Source organism: Rhizobium sp. WYCCWR 11146 (assembly GCF_013591995.1).
GTDB lineage: Bacteria > Pseudomonadota > Alphaproteobacteria > Rhizobiales > Rhizobiaceae > Rhizobium > Rhizobium indicum.
Genome location: NZ_JACCEY010000024.1, coordinates 700,121 through 714,849 on the forward strand (window position 1 = coordinate 700,121; position 14,729 = coordinate 714,849).

18 protein-coding genes and 1 tRNA gene are annotated in these 14,729 nt (G+C 61.1%); 10 read left to right on the forward strand and 9 right to left on the reverse strand.

The genetic code is table 11. The annotated features are described in order from the left end of the window. The first annotated feature begins 80 nt into the window (after positions 1-80). Together HX899_RS23130 and HX899_RS23135 are read left to right on the forward strand one after the other, a co-directional pair. A complete protein-coding gene (locus tag HX899_RS23130) occupies positions 81-461 on the forward strand; it encodes a hypothetical protein (RefSeq protein WP_181293488.1) in 381 nt (126 codons plus the stop codon). A 71-nt stretch (positions 462-532) separates the two neighbouring features. After that, positions 533-1,528, forward strand: a complete 996-nt coding sequence (locus HX899_RS23135; RefSeq protein WP_181293489.1) for a copper chaperone PCu(A)C — start codon at positions 533-535, stop codon at positions 1,526-1,528. Positions 1,529-1,701: 173 nt separating this feature from the next. Here the strand turns inward: HX899_RS23135 and HX899_RS23140 are convergent, their stop codons facing one another. Further along, positions 1,702-1,968 (reverse strand): hypothetical protein, encoded by a 267-nt coding sequence (locus tag HX899_RS23140; RefSeq protein ID WP_138329353.1) that lies wholly within the window; start codon positions 1,966-1,968, stop codon positions 1,702-1,704. Positions 1,969-2,089: 121 nt separating this feature from the next. Between HX899_RS23140 and crcB the strand changes: the two genes are divergently transcribed. The 7 genes from crcB to HX899_RS23175 all read left to right on the forward strand — a co-directional run bounded on the left by crcB (position 2,090) and on the right by HX899_RS23175 (position 7,638). Beyond that, the gene (gene crcB / locus HX899_RS23145; protein ID WP_138329354.1) at positions 2,090-2,467 is read left to right on the forward strand and encodes a fluoride efflux transporter CrcB; all 378 of its coding nucleotides are present in this window, start codon (positions 2,090-2,092) and stop codon (positions 2,465-2,467) included. Positions 2,468-2,561: 94 nt separating this feature from the next. Further along, positions 2,562-3,554, forward strand: a complete 993-nt coding sequence (locus HX899_RS23150; protein WP_180194121.1) for an RluA family pseudouridine synthase — start codon at positions 2,562-2,564, stop codon at positions 3,552-3,554. Then, on the forward strand, positions 3,551-4,204 hold the full coding sequence (locus HX899_RS23155) for an HAD-IA family hydrolase (RefSeq protein ID WP_181293490.1): 654 nt from the start codon (positions 3,551-3,553) through the stop codon (positions 4,202-4,204). The genes HX899_RS23150 and HX899_RS23155 overlap by 4 nt, the downstream gene beginning before the upstream one ends. A gap of 9 nt (positions 4,205-4,213) precedes the next feature. Then, positions 4,214-4,999, forward strand: a complete 786-nt coding sequence (locus tag HX899_RS23160; RefSeq protein ID WP_138329357.1) for an ATP12 family chaperone protein — start codon at positions 4,214-4,216, stop codon at positions 4,997-4,999. 66 nt (positions 5,000-5,065) lie between these two features. Continuing rightward, positions 5,066-5,524 carry a hypothetical protein gene (locus tag HX899_RS23165; RefSeq protein WP_181293491.1) on the forward strand — a complete coding sequence of 153 codons (459 nt, stop codon included), beginning with the start codon at positions 5,066-5,068 and terminating at the stop codon, positions 5,522-5,524. Between the two features lie 49 nt (positions 5,525-5,573). Beyond that, positions 5,574-7,106 (forward strand): acyl-CoA carboxylase subunit beta, encoded by a 1,533-nt coding sequence (locus tag HX899_RS23170; RefSeq protein ID WP_062944333.1) that lies wholly within the window; start codon positions 5,574-5,576, stop codon positions 7,104-7,106. A gap of 139 nt (positions 7,107-7,245) precedes the next feature. After that, positions 7,246-7,638, forward strand: coding sequence for a DoxX family protein (locus tag HX899_RS23175; RefSeq protein WP_003539944.1), 393 nt, complete (start codon positions 7,246-7,248; stop codon positions 7,636-7,638). Positions 7,639-7,680: 42 nt separating this feature from the next. On the opposite strand, the gene sugE is transcribed toward HX899_RS23175, so the two are convergent. The 8 genes from sugE to HX899_RS23215 all read right to left on the reverse strand — a co-directional run bounded on the left by sugE (position 7,681) and on the right by HX899_RS23215 (position 13,769). Beyond that, positions 7,681-7,995, reverse strand: coding sequence for a quaternary ammonium compound efflux SMR transporter SugE (sugE, locus tag HX899_RS23180; protein ID WP_027667501.1), 315 nt, complete (start codon positions 7,993-7,995; stop codon positions 7,681-7,683). A 168-nt stretch (positions 7,996-8,163) separates the two neighbouring features. Beyond that, entirely contained in the window at positions 8,164-8,631 is a 468-nt protein-coding gene (locus HX899_RS23185) for a YaiI/YqxD family protein (protein ID WP_181293492.1), read from the reverse strand. A gap of 10 nt (positions 8,632-8,641) precedes the next feature. After that, positions 8,642-9,115, reverse strand: a complete 474-nt coding sequence (locus HX899_RS23190; RefSeq protein WP_181293547.1) for a GNAT family N-acetyltransferase — start codon at positions 9,113-9,115, stop codon at positions 8,642-8,644. A gap of 110 nt (positions 9,116-9,225) precedes the next feature. After that, the gene (locus tag HX899_RS23195; RefSeq protein ID WP_138389119.1) at positions 9,226-9,552 is read right to left on the reverse strand and encodes a hypothetical protein; all 327 of its coding nucleotides are present in this window, start codon (positions 9,550-9,552) and stop codon (positions 9,226-9,228) included. Between the two features lie 184 nt (positions 9,553-9,736). Beyond that, the gene (locus HX899_RS23200; protein ID WP_138389120.1) at positions 9,737-11,758 is read right to left on the reverse strand and encodes an acetyl/propionyl/methylcrotonyl-CoA carboxylase subunit alpha; all 2,022 of its coding nucleotides are present in this window, start codon (positions 11,756-11,758) and stop codon (positions 9,737-9,739) included. A 75-nt stretch (positions 11,759-11,833) separates the two neighbouring features. Further along, positions 11,834-12,538: a hypothetical protein gene (locus HX899_RS23205; protein WP_138389121.1), complete on the reverse strand. Its 705-nt coding sequence runs from the start codon at positions 12,536-12,538 to the stop codon at positions 11,834-11,836. A gap of 97 nt (positions 12,539-12,635) precedes the next feature. Then, a complete protein-coding gene (locus tag HX899_RS23210) occupies positions 12,636-13,586 on the reverse strand; it encodes a DMT family transporter (protein WP_171598747.1) in 951 nt (316 codons plus the stop codon). Positions 13,587-13,684: 98 nt separating this feature from the next. Then, positions 13,685-13,769: transfer RNA gene (locus tag HX899_RS23215), tRNA-Leu, on the reverse strand. A 180-nt stretch (positions 13,770-13,949) separates the two neighbouring features. On the opposite strand from HX899_RS23215, the gene lipB reads away from it, so the two are divergent. Next, complete coding sequence (gene lipB, locus HX899_RS23220) at positions 13,950-14,669, forward strand: lipoyl(octanoyl) transferase LipB (RefSeq protein ID WP_062944327.1); 720 nt, start codon at positions 13,950-13,952, stop codon at positions 14,667-14,669. Positions 14,670-14,729 lie beyond the last annotated feature (60 nt).

A 14,729-nucleotide genomic window follows, 5' to 3' on the forward strand; every position in this document is an offset into this window, starting at 1 on the left:
CTGAGCCCTGATCTACGGCAATCTGCTTTTGCATTTCGCGGGGAAACCGGCTATCGCGACATGCTGTTGAAGGGGATATCATGCGGCAGACCGGACTGAAAGCGACGCTCTTCCTGCGCATGCTTTGCGCATTGAGCCTGCTTTTGCTCGGCCTTGCCCATCAGGCGCCGCAGGCTGTCGCCTCCGAAGGCTACGATAGCGCGGCCTATGTGCTGCCCGACGGCACTTTCGCCTCGCTCTGCGTCACCGTGAAGGACGCCGACGGCAAGACCTTCGCCTTCAAACCGAATTGCGAAGCCTGCCGACTGTCGGCCTCCGTCATCCTGCCGATGCCGGATGCGAGCTCCTGGCTCGAGCGCAAACTCGCCTCGCTGATCAACGCGCCGATCGAAATGTCAGCCGTTGCTGGTGCCAGCGCTGTCAGCCGGCCAAATTCCCGCGCGCCTCCCATCCTCGCCTGATCTGCCTTCGCAATCATGAGCAGCATGCCGGTCCGCCCGAGAGAAGTCAGCGGCCGGCGAGGAGACATCCAATGAAAACTATCAAGACATCTGGCAAGACATTCGGGCTTGCCGCCGTTCTTTCCGCGGCCGCCTTTGCCGGCGCCGAGGCGCATGTGACCTTCCTCGACAGAGAGGCGACGCAGGACAGCACCATTCTCGCCACGCTGCAGGTGCCGCATGGCTGCGACGGCAAGGCGACCACGGAAGTGCGGGTCAAGCTGCCGGAAGGTTTCGTCTTCGCCAAGCCGCAGCCGAAGGCAGGCTGGGAGCTTGAGGTGATCAAGGGTGACTACCAGAAGACCTACGACAATCACGGCGACAAGGTGAAGACAGGCGCGATCGAAGTGCGCTGGAAGAACGGCAATCTCTCCGACGATTTCTACGACACCTTCGTTATCCAGGGTAAAGTATCGGGCGTTGAAGCCGGCACCTCGCTCGCTTTTCCGGTGACGCAGATGTGCGGCGCCACGGTCGCGGCCTGGGATCAGGTGGCCAAGGAAGGCGGAGACGCGCATGGGATGAAAAGCCCGGCGCCGCTGTTGAAGGTCGTTGCCGGTGAAGACCATGGTCACGATCATGACGATATGGCCGGCATGGACATGACCGCTATGGCGGGTGCCGCCGCACCGGCTGGCGACACGGTCAAGGCCGGCGATCTCGAAATCTCCGGCGGCTTCGCCAAGGCAATGCTGCCCGGCCAGCCGGTCGGCGGCGGCTTTTTCACGGTGAAGAACAACGGCCAGGCGGACGATCGCCTGGTGTCCGTCAGCTCGCCCGCAGCTGGCGAGGTTCAGATCCACGAGATGGTGACGAAGGACAATGTCATGCGGATGCGCCAGCTGAACGACGGCATCGCCATTGCCGCCGGCGAGACGGTCAAGCTCGAGCCCGGCAACCTGCACCTGATGTTCCAGAAGGTGAAGACGCCGTTCAAGCAGGGCGATACGGTGCCGGTGACGCTGACCTTCGAAAAGGCCGGCAAGGTCGACCTGGTCCTGCAGGTGCTCTCCGCCCAGGGCAAATGAGAGCAGCGATTCAAAGTGCTATAGCGTCCTTTGCGCATCTGAAAAGACGCGCGGCGCTGTAGTTAAAACAAAAAAGCCCGCGACTGTCATGTGAATTGCCCCCGAAGGTTGATGTCCAACTTTCGGGGGCAGTTGACATCGCAGTCGCGGGCTTTCGTTTGGAGGCGATGGCCTCAGAAATCTTCGTAGGATCGCAGCGCCTGTTTCAGGCCGGCTTGCGGCTGGCGGTTGCCCTTGGCCATCAGGTCGAGGGCCACTTCGGTCGACTGGATGATGCTGGAGGGCTCGTCTATTTCGTCAGTGCCTTCTGCCTTCAACTGCCGGTCGGCAACGCGGCGCGCATCGCGTGCGGCGGTGCTCGTCGCGACACGCTGCGGAATTCGGAGGGATTCGAAGGCAATGGCGGCAGTGGTGGCCGATATGGACAGAAGCTGGGTCATGCCGTTACCGTATCGGCACGACCTTGGCGCCATTATAAGAAAATCATCGGCATTTTACCGGATGGTAAGAATTCATTCCTTCTCGATTGGAATCGCTGCGGAGTTGCGATAAATCCGGCTGATGATCCAGGCTCTTCTCGTCGCCTTCGGCGGCGCTATCGGTTCTCTTCTCAGATATTATGTCGGCCAGTGGGCGCTGAGACTCATGGGTCCGGCATTTCCCTGGGGCACGCTCGCCGTCAATGTCGTGGGCTGCTTTGTCATCGGCGTCTTCGCCGAGCTGATTGCGCGGAAGTTCAACGCCTCGGTGGAACTGCGCCTCCTGCTGATCACCGGCTTCCTCGGCGGCTTCACAACCTTCTCGGCCTTCTCCTTGGATGCCATCTCGCTGTTCGAGCGCGGCGAGGCCGTCGCCGGCAGCATTTACATCGCTGCGAGCGTCGGGCTTTCGATGGCGGCCGTCATCGCCGGGCTCGCCGTCATGCGCGCTTTGGCCTGATCTCTTTTCCGGTTTCCGTTTTGCGTGAAAATGCTCTAAAGGCTGCGGCAAGAACGCCGGCTTGGCCCGCGCAGCAATTTCCGAAAGATTTCTTATGGCTGGCATTGAACATATCAAGGTTGAACCCGACGAAGCCGGCATGCGGCTCGATCGCTGGTTCAAGGTGCACTTTCCCGGGCTCGGCTTCGGTCCGCTGCAGAAGCTACTGCGCTCCGGCCAGGTGCGCGTCGACGGTGGACGTGTCAAGTCGGATGCGCGCGTGCAGCCCGGCCAAACGGTGCGCGTGCCGCCGATGGATGTCGATGCGAAGCTGAAATCCGGACCGATCGCCGGCAAGGATCTCAAACATTCGACGGATTTCCAACTCTTGTCGCGCATGGTGCTGCACGAGGACGAAAAGGTGATCATACTCAACAAGCCCCCCGGTCTTGCGGTCCAGGGCGGTTCCGGTGTGGCCAGGCATATCGACCAGATGCTCGACGCTTGGACCAGCCCGAAGGGTGAGAAGCCGCGGCTCGTCCATCGTCTCGATCGCGACACTTCAGGTGTTCTCGTCATCGCCCGCACCCGCGGCGCGGCGCAGAAGCTGACGGCGGCGTTCCGCGAGCGCGACACCAAAAAGACCTACTGGGCGCTGGTCAAGGGCGTGCCGCGCAAGCACGAGGACAAGATTTCGACCTGGCTCGTCAAAGAGCCGACCGCCGACGGTGACCGCATGCGCATCGCCAAGCATGGCGAGGACGGCGCCGACCATGCGATTTCCTTCTACCGCGTGCTGGAGACGGCGGCACAGAACCTCGCTTGGCTGGAGATGGAGCCCTATACCGGCCGTACCCATCAGCTGCGCGTCCATGCCCTGCATATCGGCCACCCGATCATCGGCGATCCGAAATATTTCGACGACGATCCGAATTGGGATTTTCCAGGCGGCGTGCAGAAGAAGCTGCATCTGCACGCGCGTCATATCGACATCCCGCATCCCTCCGGCGGCCGCCTGCGCGTCAGCGCGCCGCTGCCAGCGCATATGGTGCAGACCTGGAACCTTCTCGGTCTCGACCTTGCCGGCGCTGAAAGGGACGCCGAATGAAGCTGGCCCTTTTCGATTGCGACGGCACGCTGGTCGATAGCGCCAGTCTGATCCACGAAACCATGCGCAGGACCTTCGACAAGTTCGGCAAGCCGGAACCGCGATTTGAAGACACCAAGGCTATTATCGGCTTGTCCCTCGATATTGCGATCGCCCGCATGCAGGGCAGGCCGCATGTGGAGCAGCAAGACATCGACATGACGGCGCATTACAAATCGCTGTTTTCGATCGTGCGTCAGGATCTTGACTATAAGGAGCCGCTGTTTCCCGGCATTCGCGAGATGATCGACGCACTGGCTGGGCGAGAAGACCTGCTGATCGGCGCGGTGACCGGCAAATCCAGGCGCGGGCTCAAGCTTGTGATGGAGACGCATGGCTTCGATAAGCATTTCATCGTCGCACGCACCGCCGACGATTGCCCCTCCAAACCGCATCCGGCCATGGTGACGGAATGCTGCGATGAAACCGGCATGAATGCTGCCGACACCATTGTCATCGGCGATGCGGTTTACGATATGCAGATGGCAAAGGCTGCTGGCGCCAAGGCGATCGGCGTTGCCTGGGGCTATGCCAGCGTGGATGAGCTGATCGCCAACGGCGCTGATGCGATCGCCTACCATCCGAACGACATATTGCGTCATTTTTCCTGAGGTGAGCCCATGCGCGATCTGCTGAACGACCTTTCCGAAGGCCTGAGCCATCCCGATCCCATCCGCCGCGCGCAGATCCAGATGAAGAAGCCGCTGCCGAAGCGTTTCTATACCGATGTCTCCGTTGCCGAGCACGAGGGTGGTTTTGCGATCACGCTCGACGGCAAGATGGTGCGTACGCCGGCGCGTCAAGTTCTCGCAGTACCGACCGAAGCGCTGGCGCGGCTTGTCGCCGCCGAATGGCAGGCCCAGGGCGAAGAGATCAATCCCGTGAGCATGCCGGTGACCCGGCTCGTCAACACCGCACTCGACGGCGTTGCCGCCAACGCGCAGGCGATCTTCGAGGATATATTGCGTTTTTCATCCAGCGACCTCATCTGCTACCGCGCCGAGGAGCCGGAACTGCTGGTCGAGCGCCAGGCCGAGCACTGGGATCCCGTGATCGACTGGGCGGCGACCGATCTCGGCGCTCGCTTCATCCTCGTCGAAGGGGTGATGCCTCATGAGCAGCCGCGCGAGGCGATTGCCGCCTTCGCCGTCACGCTCGCGAGATATGATAGCCCGATGGCGCTGGCCGCCCTCCACACAGTCACCACGCTGACGGGCTCGGCGATCCTGGCGCTGGCCTTCGCCGAGAGCCGGGTAACGGTGGAGGAGGCTTGGTCGCTTGCCCATCTCGACGAGGACTGGACGATCGAGCATTGGGGCAGCGACGAGGAAGCCGAGGAGCGGCGGGCCAAGCGCTTTGCCGAGTTCAAAGCCGCAGCCGATGTTTTTTTCGCCCTAAGCGCCTGAAACATATTGCCTTCCAATGCATTATGACGAAGTCTGCGACTCCAACGGGGTGTGCGGGATTTTGCAATGAATTGGCTGAGGTCGTGTTTTTGCCGGGCGACACTCGTCTGTGTCGCGCTCACGGCCTGCGGCAGCCTCTCGGCCACCAAGCCGGCGGCGCCGGTCTATGATGTGCGTAGCGCCGTCGTTCTCTCAGGTCCGAACATGCCGGCCGTGCTGCTTTCCGGTATCAATGACCGCGTCAACGCAGCGATCAACGCCACCGTGCGCGACACCGTGCTGCCGCGGGTGGTGCTAACGATCCGCGTGGTTTCCGTCCAGAAGGGCCTCGGCTTCCAGAAGGACCGCAACGTCGCCAAGATCAGCATCGACGCGGCCTCGGTCGAGGACGGTTCGGTCATCGCCGTCAGCGCCTTCGACGTCACCAGCATCGCTGCCGATCCCAAGCTTGCCGACGAGATCCTGGCCGAGGATGCCGCCGCAAGGATACGCTCGGTTTTCTCACTCAGCGGGCGCGCTCGATAGCGCGACGCTCTAACCGCCGGATTGCCGCCGCAGCGGCGAGGGAGGTCACATGAAGGAAATTCTCGAAGAACTAGAACGGCGCCGCGACGTCGCCCGCCTCGGCGGCGGCGAGGCGCGCATCGCCGCCCAGCACAAGCGCGGCAAGCTGACGGCGCGCGAGCGCATCGATCTCTTCCTCGACGAAGGCTCCTTCGAGGAATTCGACATGTTCGTCGAACACCGCTCCACCGATTTCGGCATGGACAAGAGCCGCATTGCCGGCGACGGCGTCGTCACCGGCTGGGGCACGGTCAATGGCCGCACCGTGTTCGTCTTCGCAAAGGACTTCACCGTCTTCGGCGGCTCGCTATCGGAAGCGCATGCCGAGAAGATCATGAAGGTGCAGGACATGGCGCTGAAGAACCGCGCGCCGATCGTCGGCATCTATGATGCGGGCGGCGCTCGTATCCAGGAGGGCGTGGCAGCTCTCGGCGGTTATGCCGAGGTATTCCAGCGCAATGTGCTCGCCTCCGGCGTCATTCCGCAGATCTCGGTGATCATGGGTCCCTGCGCCGGCGGCGACGTCTATTCGCCTGCGATGACCGATTTCATCTTCATGGTACGGGATACTTCCTACATGTTCGTCACCGGGCCGGACGTGGTCAAAACCGTCACCAACGAGACGGTGACAGCAGAAGAACTCGGCGGCGCCGTGGTGCATACGGTGCGCTCGTCGATTGCCGACGGCGCCTATGAGAATGATGTCGAAACGCTGCTGCAGGTGCGCCGGCTGATCGATTTCCTGCCACTTTCGAATACGGCGCCGTTGCCGGAGATCGAATGTTACCAGTCGGTGACAGATGTCGATGCCTCGCTCGATACGCTGGTGCCGGCGAGTTCCAACAAGCCTTATGACATCAAGGAACTGATCCGGAAGGTAGCGGACGAGGGGGATTTCTTCGAGATCCAGGCGAGCTTTGCCAAAAACATCGTCTGCGGCTTCGGCCGCGTCGAAGGCTCGACCGTCGGTTTTGTCGCCAACCAGCCGATGGTGCTGGCCGGCGTTCTCGACAGCGACGCCTCGCGCAAGGCGGCCCGCTTCGTGCGCTTCTGCGACTGCTTCAACATTCCGATCGTCACCTTCGTCGACGTGCCGGGTTTCCTGCCGGGTACGGCGCAGGAATATGGCGGCCTCATCAAGCACGGCGCCAAGCTGCTTTTCGCCTATGCCGAGGCGACGGTGCCGAAGCTCACCGTCATCACCCGCAAGGCCTTCGGCGGTGCCTATGACGTGATGGCGTCGAAACATCTACGCGGCGACCTCAACTATGCCTGGCCAACGGCGCAGATCGCCGTGATGGGCGCCAAGGGCGCTGTCGAGATCATCTTCCGCAAGGATATTGCCGATCCGGAGAAGATCGCCGCGCACACGAAAATGTACGAGGACCGGTTCCTCTCGCCCTTCGTCGCCGCCGAGCGCGGTTATGTCGACGAGGTGATCATGCCGCACTCGACCCGGCGGCGGCTGGCGCGCGGTTTGAAGATGCTGCGCAACAAGGATCTCGCCAATCCGTGGAAGAAACACGACAACATCCCGCTTTGACCATGGCGCGGGCGAATAAGACCGTCCATTCAGGCGTTTAGCTGCTGTCGAAAAAGTGAACGGATGTCAGCAATCCGTGTGTTCAATCCTTGGCGAGGACAGGTTAACGCTCGGCTGTGTCTTTTAAAGAGGGGTTTTAATGTCAACTTTCGACCGTCTTTCCGCCTATCAGCCCTATGGGCTGGCTGCGCTCAGAATCATCACCGCGCTGCTGTTCATCGAACACGGCACGATGAAGCTTTTCGGCTTCCCGGCTTCGCAGATGTCGGGCTCGTTGCCGCCGTTGATGCTGTTCGCCGCCCTTCTCGAGCTTGTCGGCGGCATCCTCATTCTCGTCGGCCTACTGACGCGTCCGGTCGCCTTCCTGCTGGCCGGCGAAATGGCGGTCGCCTATTTCATGGCGCATGCCCCGAGCAGCTTCTTCCCGGCCGTCAACCAGGGCGACGCCGCGATCCTGTTCTGCTTCGTTTTCCTCTACCTGGTCTTCTCCGGTCCCGGCGCTTTTGCCGTCGATAACCGCAAGACAGCCTGAACGATACACTGAGGGGCGTCGGTGACGCCCCTCAGCTTCATGTCAGGCAGTAAGCTTGAGGCCGGCGATGCCGGCGACGATCAGCGTGATGCAGGCAAGGCGGGAGACACTTGCCTCATCGCCAAGCAGCCAGATTCCGAGGAATACGGTGCCGACCGTGCCGATGCCGGTCCAGACCGCATAGGCGGTGCCGATCGGTAGATGCTTCACCGCCAGGCCGAGCAGCACGATGCTGATCACCATCGATATGACGGTCAGCGCCGTCGGCATCGGCCGTGTGAAGCCTTCGGTATACTTAAGGCCGATCGCCCAGCCACATTCGAAAAGACCGGCGAGAAAAAGCAGAAACCAGGCCATGCGACTCTCCTTGTTCAAGAGCGAGGCCGTCCCCGCGACGGTTGCATCCCGGAGGATGCCGCAGTCGTCTGCGATAGCGCCTATATGCGTGAGGAAACGGCCGACTTCAAGGTAGGAATCGGCATGGCTGCCATGCCACCCGTTTCTTGCGAGCCTGTGCGAGCCACATCACGGCTGCCCGCCAGCCTCCGCGGCAAGGCTTTTGGCGCGGCGGCAGAGGCGATCGAAGGTTTCGAGGAAGCGTGAGCGGTCCTTCGGGCTGAAGGCGGCGTTGTAGCCCTTGCTCTCGCCAGTTTCGCGCAAATGCGCGCCGAGATCGCGCATGGCGCTCGCCATGCCGATATTGGTCTCGTCGAAGACGCGCCCGGCGGGGCCGCTGACGAAGGCGCCGGTCGCGACACAGCGCACGGCAAGTGGCACATCGGCGGTGACGACGACATCGCCCGCGCCGGCGCGTTCGGCGATCCAGTTGTCGGCGGCGTCGAAGGCGTTGGAGACGATGACGTTGTGGATCATCGGATCGCGCGAGGGGCGCAGGCCGGAATTGGCAACGAAGGTGACTTCGAGGCCGTGACGTTCGGCCACCTTCAGGACTTCCGGTTTCACCGGGCAGGCATCGGCGTCGACGTAGATCATGACAATATCCTCATGCCGGTTGCGTGGCCCGCTGGCGGACCATATCGATATGGGGAATGCCGTCTTCCAGATATTCCTGCGATGTCCCGATAAAACCGAAGGATTCATAGAAGCGCTGCAGATGGGCCTGCGCCGACAAGGCGATGGCATTTGCCGGATAAAGCCGCTCACAGGCGGTGATCGCTTCGCTCATCAACGCATCGCCCAGACGCTTGCCGCGATGGGCAGGCGAGACGACCACGCGACCGATCTTCGACGCATCCTGCGGCTCATGCGGTTTCAGGATCCGCGCCGAGGCCAGCAGCTCGGCGCCGTCCAGCAGCCGCAGATGCAGAGCATCGATATCCTTGCCGTCGAGTTCGGAATAGGGGCAGTTCTGCTCGACGACGAAGACGTCAACGCGCATCCGCAGGAGGTCGTAAAGTTCGCGCGCGGAGAACTCGTCAAGACCCTTGAGGTCGGTTGTGTAGGTAGTCGGAGCCATCATTTGACCACGCTGCGGATGCTCTCGCCGGAATGCATGAGCTCAAGGTTTTCCGTATATGTACGACGGGAACGCTGACTTCAAGCGAGGAAATGGTTGCCCCTGTTTTGCTAATCTTCGCGAAGGTACTGATGAAAGTTCAAGCCGTACGCATGAGGAGCCTCTGTCGGAGGCTGCTGCGGTTCGGTCGAGTAAACATAGATTCGCCTGGACGCGCTAAATCCCAAATCCCGACCAATCGTCACGATCATATCAACAGCTTGGTCATTGTCGGTCGCCCAAGCTTGTATGGTAAAGAAGGCTGCCGAGCCCGCCGTGGTACCGAAGTCTGGATTGGAGTTTATGATCTCTCCCTCTGCAATAACGGTAAAGTGGCGGAAAGCAGTTTTCAGCTTTCCGTATCGTAGTTTCAATTTCCAGTTCTTTAGCAAATCCATATACGATCAAAACAAGGTTTAGGCTGCGAATAGACATCCGGATTGCATCAGCTCACAGCCCCTGTTGATGTCATCCAGCGGTATGGGATGGTTGGTCATCGCGTCGATCGCGATTTGCTTTGTCACGGCCAATCTTCGCTAGGCGGTAGGCCGAGCGCGGAAGGTCTGGCCTGCCACTTTTGCCTCAGGCAAATTCCATGATCACGGCATCGACGGCCAGGCTTTCGCCGGCCGCGGCATTGATCTTCGAGACGACGAGATCGCGGTCGGCGCGCAGCACGTTTTCCATCTTCATCGCTTCGACGATCGCAAGCGTCTCGCCGGCCTTGACCTCCTGGCCCTCGGCCACCGCGATGGCGACGACGAGGCCGGGCATCGGGCAGAGCAGGAGCTTGGAAGTATCGGGCGGCAGCTTCACCGGCATCAGCCTGTCGAGCTCGGCATGACGCGGCGAAAAGACCTTGGTCGTCACTGAAAGCCCCTGCCAGTCGATACGCAAACCGTTCAGAACAGGGCGGATCTGCGCGGTGACGTCGCGACCGCCGACCTTGCCGCTCCAGACTGGGTCGCCCGGTCTCCAATCGGTGACAATATTCTGGCTCTCGCCCTCTATCGCCCCATCGATTGCGATATCCATATCGAAGGGGATGGTGACGAGGCCGTCGAGCAATCTTGCCGCGACGTGGTTGTCGCCGATCTTGACCACCCAATCCTCGCGCAACGCGCCCGCTGCGGCGCGCAGACGATCGGCGAAACGTTCGCGGCGGTTCGTCTCGATCAGCGAGGCGGAAAGCGCGATGCCGGCAAGCACGGCCTCTTCCGCCCGGTCCGGTTTCATCGGCGCAAAGCCATCGGGATATTCCTCGGCGATGAAGCCTGTGGAAAGCCGGCCCTCGCGCCAGCGCGGATGTTTCATCAGCGCCGACAGGAAAGGAACATTGTGCTCGATGCCATCGACGACGAAGCCGTCGAGCGCCTGACCCATGGCCTCGATCGCTTCCAGCCGCGTCGGCGCCCAGGTGCAGAGCTTGGCGATCATCGGATCGTAATACATCGAGATCTCCGCACCTTCGAAGACGCCGGTATCGTTGCGGACGACCACATTGCCGGCCCTGCCTTCCGAAGGCGGCCGGTAGCGCGTCAGGCGGCCGATCGAGGGCAGGAAGTTGCGATAGGGATCCTCGGCATAGAGCCGGCTCTCGACCGCCCAGCCGTCAAGCCTGATATCCTCCTGGGAAAAGGGAAGGGGCTCTCCGGCTGCGACACGGATCATCTGCTCGACGAGGTCGATGCCGGTGACGAGTTCGGTCACGGGATGCTCGACCTGCAGGCGGGTGTTCATTTCGAGGAAATAGAAATTGCGGTCCCGGTCGACGATGAATTCGACGGTGCCGGCGCTCTGGTAATCGACGGCTCTCGCCAGCGCCACCGATTGTTCGCCCATCGCCTTGCGGGTCGCTTCATCGAGGAAGGGCGAGGGCGCCTCTTCCGCCACCTTCTGGTTCCGCCGCTGGATCGAGCATTCGCGCTCGCCGAGATAGACGGCGTTGCCATGCGCATCGGCGAGGACCTGGATCTCGATATGGCGTGGCTCGACGACGAACTTCTCGATGAAGACGCGGTCGTCGCCGAACGAGCTTTTCGCCTCCGAGCGGGCACGCTCGAAGCCGTCGCGCACTTCCGCCTCGTTCCAGGCAATGCGCATGCCCTTGCCGCCGCCGCCGGCCGAGGCCTTGATCATGACGGGATAACCGATCCCGCCCGATATCACTTCCGCATGGGCGGCATCCTCGATGATGCCGAGGTGGCCGGGCACGGTGGATACACCGGCTGCATTGGCGAATTTCTTCGATTCGATCTTGTCGCCCATCGCCATGATGGCTTTCGGCTTCGGGCCGATGAAGATGATGCCCTGTTTTTCCAGTTCAGCGCAGAAGGAGGCGCGTTCGGACAGGAAGCCGTAGCCGGGATGCACTGCCTCGGCGCCGGTTGCCTTGCAGGCGGCAATGATCTTTTCCGCAACCAGATAACTCTCCGATGCCGCGGCCGGGCCGATATGCACAGCCTCGTCGGCCATCTCGACATGCAGCGCGTCCCGATCCGCATCCGAATAGACCGCGACGGTCAAAATGCCCATGCGGCGCGCAGTCTTGATCACGCGGCAGGCGATTTCGCCGCGATTCGCGATCAGGATTTTCTTGAACATCGAGACTCCACCCAGAAATGCATCCCGGAGTTTTACGCACAAAACACCGGAACGCACAATCAGGCTTGCGGAGCGTCAGGCGACGGCAGCTTCTGCGACGGGTTCCTCGTCGACGATGCGCAGCCAGCGGCTGCGCCGCGGCTCGGCATAGTCGCGCAGCTCGACGGCAGCCATGATCCCCGCCCAGTGCGGATGATTGGCGCCGCGCAGCGTTGCCTGCTCGATCTGCTGGAGAACGCCGTATTCGACAGACGAGACCGGGATGGTGCCGCCTTCGGCGACGCTTCTGAAGATGCGCATCGCATAGTCGATGTCCTGACGGGTGATGCCCCTGCGATCGATGGCGCGCGACAGCTTGTAGCCACCGATATTGTCGGTGATCGCCAGGCGGAGCTGATCGAGGGCGAGCGCTCTCAACTCGACTGGGACATCGGCCGAAATCTCCATGACGTGGAGAATGAGCTCGAGCTCGAGCGCCGAGTTGACGACACCATCGGTCGTGAACATGCGCATGATCCAAGCGACGTTGATTTCATCCAGCGAGCCCTGCGGATAGGTGTAACGGACAATGAAACCGGCGAGCTGCTCCACGAAGAAAGCGTTCCAGTCGGCACATTTTTCAGGGCAGGAATTATTGAGCGCCAACATCGCCACGACATCGTCGGATGTCCGGATACCCTCCGGAAAACTATGTTTGCGCAACAGTACTATATCTTCGGCCGTCAGCCGATGCTTGCCGGCCACGACACAGGCCGGAAAAGCGAGACGAAATTCGCTCATGTTTTAACTCCAGGCTTCATCATGAAACCGGAGACAGTTTTACCGTCTGCGAATTGACGATCCCTCAAGAAGAGGAGTTAACCCGATATTCCCGAGGTCAGGAAGATCTTAACGATTGCGCCTGCAGCCGCTCGCGCCAGATGATGAAGAGGCCTGACGCAACGATGATGAAGATGCCGATCCATTTGGAAAAGCTCGGGAAATCGTTGAATAGCGCATAGCCGAGAACGGTCGCCGAGATGATCTCGAAGTACTGGAATGGCGCAAGCAGCGACAAGGGCGCGAGACGAAAAGCCCGGACGACGAGCATATGCGCATATCCCGAGATCGAGCCAAGGGCGAGAAGCAGGACAAGGCCGAGGCTGGAGGAGGGCAGAGAGACTGCAAAATCGGCATTGCCGGAACTGTTGCCGAGGAAAAGGGCGGCCGCCATGAACACTGTTCCGCCGATGCCGGCCATCGTCTGCATGGTCAGCGGCGAATCGGCCTCGCCGATGGCGCGGTTGAGGAAGAGATAGAGCGAGAACAGAAAGGCGCAGGCGACCGGTAGCAGCGCCTTCAGGCCGAAAATCTCGTAGCTCGGCTGAATGACGATCATCGCGCCGCCGAAACCGACGACAATCGCCGTCCAGCGCCGCCAGCCGACCTTCTCTCCGAGAAACAGCGCCGACAGGGCGGTCAGCATGAAGGGCTCGACGAAATAGATGGCGAAGACATCGGCAAGCGGCATGTATTTGACGGCGACGAAGAAAAGCAGGCTCGCACCACCATGCAGCGCACCGCGCAACAGGTTCATCCACGGCCGTTGCGCCGAAAGCGCCTTCAGGCCGAAAAGGGCGAAAAGAATCGGCAGGGTGCAGGCGATCTGGAAGAAGAATCGATAGAAGGTCACCTGACCCGGCGACATCGCTTCGAAGGTCGCCATGTATTTGGCGATGGCATCCATGATCGGCAGGATGAGCATGGCGCCGGACATGATGGCCATGCCCTGCAGGGAATTTTGATGGGGCTCTGACATGGCTGCTGATTCTTGCGAGGATGACGCCATCAACCACGGGAAGGCCGGGCAATCAAGCCGAGCAATCGCGAATGGCTTCGAGGTGAAAACGAAATCGTCGCTTAGAGAGCGTTTCCCTGAAGGGAAAATGGTGCGGTCGAGAAGACTCGAACTTCCACGGGTTGCCCCACAGCGACCTCAACGCTGCGCGTCTACCAATTCCGCCACGACCGCATCGTGGTAGGTGCCGATTTGCGTCGGCGGGGCAGCATGTAGCAAAAGCATCTGGGGTGCACAAGGGCGATATGACAGTTTTTTTGAAAACCGCTCACAGCATTTGAATTGGCCCCGAAACGGGTCCATATAGCTGTGCTGCCGCCCCTTTTTTCTGGCATTTCGGGAGAGCGGCAAGGAATGGCCATGCTTCGAACCGATCTCGAATTTTCCATGCTTCCCCAACTCGGAACCCGGCCGGTACGCTGGCGCATCGCCGACGGTCTCGTTCCCTATGAGGAGGCGGTGGAGACGATGGAGCGCGAGGTGGCGATAATCGCCGATGGCGGTGATGAACTCGTCTGGCTCGTCGAACATCCGCCGCTCTATACCGCCGGCACCAGCGCCAATGCGAGGGACCTCGTCCAGCCGAACCGGTTTCCGGTCTTTGCGACCGGGCGTGGCGGTGAATACACCTATCATGGACCCGGCCAGCGCGTCGCTTATGTCATGCTCGATCTGAAGAGGCGGCGTCAGGACGTGCGCGCCTTCGTCGCCGCTCTCGAAGATGTCGTCATCCGCACGCTGGACATGATGAATGTGCGCGGGGAGCGACGTGAAGATCGCGTCGGCGTCTGGGTGCGCCGGCTGGAAAAGCCGTTGCTGGCCGATGGGACGATGGCCGAGGACAAGATCGCCGCCCTCGGCATAAGGCTGCGGAAATGGGTGACCTTCCACGGACTGTCGCTCAACGTCGACCCCGATCTCGATCATTTCGACGGCATCGTGCCCTGCGGGATATCAGCCTATGGCGTGACCAGCCTCGTCGATCTGGGCCTGCCTGTAATGATGGCTGATGTCGATATCCGGCTGCGCGCCGCCTTCGAAGCGGTTTTCGGCGAAACGACGGGCGAAACCTGACGCTTTAGGGAACCGCTCGCCGGGCATGTAGAGATGGATTGAAAAGAGAAGGGCCGATTT